A 4,116-nucleotide genomic window follows, 5' to 3' on the forward strand; every position below is an offset into this window, starting at 1 on the left:
CCCCCAGAACTCGTTGAATTTGTTCCTTTCCAGAACAACCCGGTGTTCGAGCCCGGAGGTCCGGAAAGCTGGGACGCTTCGATCCGCGAACGCGGCTGGATTCTCCGGGAAAACGGCGCGTACCACCTCTGGTACACAGGCTATCGTCCCTCCGAATCCGAAACCATGAAGCTGGGGTATGCCACGTCATCCGACGGGATCACCTGGACCCGTTGCCCCGGAAATCCCATCTACACCGAGCACTGGGTAGAAGACATGATGGTCGTGAAACGCGCGGACACCTATTACATGTTCGCGGAAGGCAAGGACGACCAGGCCCATCTGCTGACCTCGACGGACGGCATTCAGTGGACGCGCCAAGGGACGCTGGACATCCGCAAGGCCGACGGCGAGCCGCTCGACCCGGGACCATTCGGCACACCAGCGGCATTGTACGAGAACGGGACATGGTACTTGTTCTACGAACGGAATGACGAAGCCGTATGGCTGGCGGCCTCGAAAGACATGCGCGTATGGACCAATGTTCAGGACGAACCCGTGCTCAAGCCCGGGCCCGAGCCTTACGATATCACCATGATTGCGGTCAACCAGGTCATCAAGTACAACAACCGCTACTACGCCTACTATCACGCCACCTGCCCGGAAAACGGCCGGGACCGTTGGACGATGTGCGTCGCAGCGTCGCCGGACCTGATTCACTGGCAGAAGTACCCCGCGAACCCCATCGTGGGGCCCGACCAGTCGAGCGGCATCCTCGTGCACGACGGCAAGCTGTTCCGCCTCTACTGCATGCACCGCGCCGTGAACCTCTTCTTTCCAAAAGCCGCCGTTTCCGAGGACCAGGTTTCAAATCCCGAGAAATGATCTCGGTAAACAAAGCAAACGGATTCAACCATTGAACTCGAGGGACGAGCGATGCGAAGAGTGCCTGTTCTCCTGATTCTTCTTGGCTTTTCAGCCACAGTCGTGGCGGCGCCCATCACCACCGGCACGTTGCTCGACGAGATGACCGACATGCACCGTCTGACCCGGTTCCCCGACCCGGCGTACAAGACCGTCCAGTTCTCGTCTTACGACCACCGAAGCGCGGTCCCGGCAGGCCCGAGGTGGTTTGATAATTCGGATGGTTTCGGCAGAGAGCCCATCCCGAATTTTGAATCCGTCCTGCGAGCACCTGAAGGAGACAGTCCGGGCGAATACCTCATGTGCGACGTCCAGGGACCCGGCGCTATCGTGCGTCTCTGGACCGCCCGAATCACCGGCGCCATTCGCATGTACCTTGATGACGCCGTGACTCCGTTGTACGACGGGCCAGCCGAGGAGTTTTTTCTGCACCCCTACAACGCCTATCTGCAGGGCTCGGGCGTAACGGCTGAGGCATTGGAGAACACCTTTTATCAGCGGAACGCGGCCTATGCGCCCATTCCCTTTGCCAAACGTTGCCGGCTCGTCTGGCTTGGAAACCACGGGGACATCCACTTCTACGAGATCCAGGTGCGCACCTACCAAATCGGAACGGAAGTCGTCACGTTCTCGCCACAAGACATCGCGTCGAATGCGGAGCGTATTCAACGAGCCGCGGCAGTCCTGGCAGACCCCGACGCGCATTGGGCTTATCAATCCACCCGGCAACCGGTCGCGCTGTCCGTGACAATCCCCCCGGCCGACATGAAGGAAGCTCTGAAACTCGAAGGCCCGGGCGCGCTTGAGAATCTGGTCTTGAAGGTCGACGCGGCCAATATCGCTCTCGGCCTGCGACAAACCGTGATGCACGTCGTGTGCGACGGTTTTCCCTGGGGACAAGTCGAGTCCCCGGTAGGCGACTTCTTTGGGGCCGGACCCGGCGTCAACCCCTACCAGTCCATCCCCTTCACGGTTGCGCCCGACGGCACGATGACCTGCCGTTACGTCATGCCTTTCAAGGAATCCCTCGTGCTCCTTTTCGAGAACCACGGCGCCCAGGAAGTGAGCGTGACCGGGGCCGCACTGCCCATGGACTATACCTGGGACGAAGCCTCCTCGATGCATTTCCGGGCACGCTGGCGTGTAGACCACGACCTTGTGGCATCGGGCAGGGAAGTCATGGGCGTTCAGGACATGCCGTTCCTGCTTGGCCGCGGGCAAGGGGTCTACGTAGGAACCGCTATCATGCTGCTGAATCCCAACCCGGTGCCTACCTCTCATGGCAACTGGTGGGGCGAAGGCGACGAGAAGATCTTCGTTGACGACGATGTCCGGCCCTCTATCTACGGGACGGGGTCGGAAGACTATTTCAACTACGCATGGTCCGCCAACGATATCTTTGACTTCCCCTATTGCGGCCAGCCGCGAAACGACGGGCCCGCGAACAGAGGGTTCGTGGTGAATTACCGCTGGCACGTGCTCGATTCCCTGCCCTTCTCAAACAGTATCGCCTTCTACATGGAGCTCTTCAGTCATGAACGAACGGAGGGCTTTTCGTACGGCCGTATGGCATATCACTACGCCCGGCCGGGGTTCATTGACGATCATCTCCCCTTGAACAACCATGCCCTTTGTATACCCACGCTGCCGGAGACATGGGAACCCGCGGCACGATTTGGGGCGGAGGAATTCACGTTTTTCGCTTGCGAAGACCTCATAACGTCCAGGGGCCGTAAGAAATTCGAGACAGGCGGGCTCTGGCAGGGCGGACAGGTCCTGACGTGGACTCCGGCCAAGGCGGACGAGAAACTCGAGATGACGGTTGATATAGAGAAGGCTGGCGATTACTCCCTGATGCTGGTATGTATGCTGAGGCCCGACGGCGGCGCATTTCGTGCCGAGCTGAACGGAGAAGCCCTCCCGTTCGACGGCAGCGACCCCGTAAAGCTGGTTGCTCCCCATCATGTGCAATCGCGGGCTTTTGGCGCCAGGATGAAGGGACTGAAAGCAGGCAAACAGACCCTCACGTTTATCGCGGCCGAGGGTGGTAAACCCGTTGGACTGGATTTCGTCGGATTCCGCCCGCGTTGAGAATCTCAGGACTTCTCGGGAGTCTGAGAGTCTGTGAACAAGCTACGAGTTTCGAGGTGCGTCGATCAATCACTTGGACACCTGCACGCCAAACGTTGCCGCGGCCTGCTGTCCTCCGGGGGTTGCGCGCGCCGGAAGACTTATCGGATACTGAAATGCATTCAAAAAGGAGAAGGAAAAAATGAAACCGACTCATTACACCCGACGCGACATGTTGCGTACAGGCGCGGCCCTGGCCATCTCGCCCGCGATTGTGTCCGTCGCACAGGCAGCTGAGACCGAAGCCCCCGCCAAGGGTCCCGTCGTCGGCATTTCCACCCTGGGATTCGGCAGTTACTCAAACCGTCAGCTTGCGCAGGAACTCGCAGCGGAAGGCTTTCACACTATCCAGCTGTTTCTCAATCAGTCCGATAGCCAGTATTGGATGTACAACGGGCGGACCGATGTTTCGGCTCTGACTCCGGAGCGCTGCAAGGAGATCGCGAACGAATACCGCTCCGCGGGCATTGCCATCCATAGTATCGGCGTGTACACCAACCTCATACATCCGGACCCGGCCGAGCGCGCGGCGAATCTCGACTATTTCGAGGCGATGATGCGCATCGGCGAGAATATGGACGTGCGCGTGTTCATTACCGAGGCCGGCCATTACGATGTGGAGGGCAGCGTTCCCTACCATTTTCAGACCGATGCATGGAATCAGATGGTCGAAACCGCGAAAGAACTCGCAAGACGCGCCGAGGCTCACAACGCAACCGTTTTGCTCGAGCCCTACTTCATGAGCTTTTTCGCCAGCGCAAAACGCTTGCGCGTCTTCATCGAGGAAGTTGCATCCTCGCGGGTCCGTGCGTTGCTCGACCCCGCCAATCTCCTGGAGTTGAACGACCTCGATGAGATGTTCACGCAGTTGGGACCGTACATAGATTGCGTGCACGCAAAAGATCGGAAACTTCACGTCGACCGCGGCGTCCCCGCCGGACAGGGCGATATCGATTATCCGAAGTTTGTGGCCCTCGCCGCCAAACACGCACCTAAAGCACCCCTTGTCCTTGAATACGTGGGACCGAACGACTACAGACAGGCCCGTGACATCCTGCAAAAGGCGATAAGCTCTCCGGCAGT

Annotated in this window: 3 protein-coding genes; all 3 read left to right on the forward strand. The window is 59.1% G+C overall.

The features are described from left to right. A partial coding sequence (locus PLJ71_05915; GenBank protein ID HQM48204.1) for a glycosylase occupies positions 1-864 on the forward strand: 864 nt, incomplete at its 5' end. A gap of 51 nt (positions 865-915) precedes the next feature. Next, on the forward strand, positions 916-2,994 hold the full coding sequence (locus PLJ71_05920) for a DUF2961 domain-containing protein (GenBank protein HQM48205.1): 2,079 nt from the start codon (positions 916-918) through the stop codon (positions 2,992-2,994). Between the two features lie 181 nt (positions 2,995-3,175). Further along, positions 3,176-4,116, forward strand: a 941-nt coding sequence (locus PLJ71_05925; protein HQM48206.1) for a sugar phosphate isomerase/epimerase family protein, incomplete at its 3' end; no start/stop codon positions are given.

The sequence above is a fragment of the Candidatus Hydrogenedentota bacterium genome (assembly GCA_035416745.1).
Lineage (GTDB): Bacteria > Hydrogenedentota > Hydrogenedentia > Hydrogenedentales > SLHB01 > UBA2224.

Coding starts and splice junctions, on each gene's coding strand:
- PLJ71_05920 (HQM48205.1), top strand. CDS start 916: ATGCGAAGAGTGCCTGTTCTCCTGATTCTTCTTGGCTTTTCAGCCACA.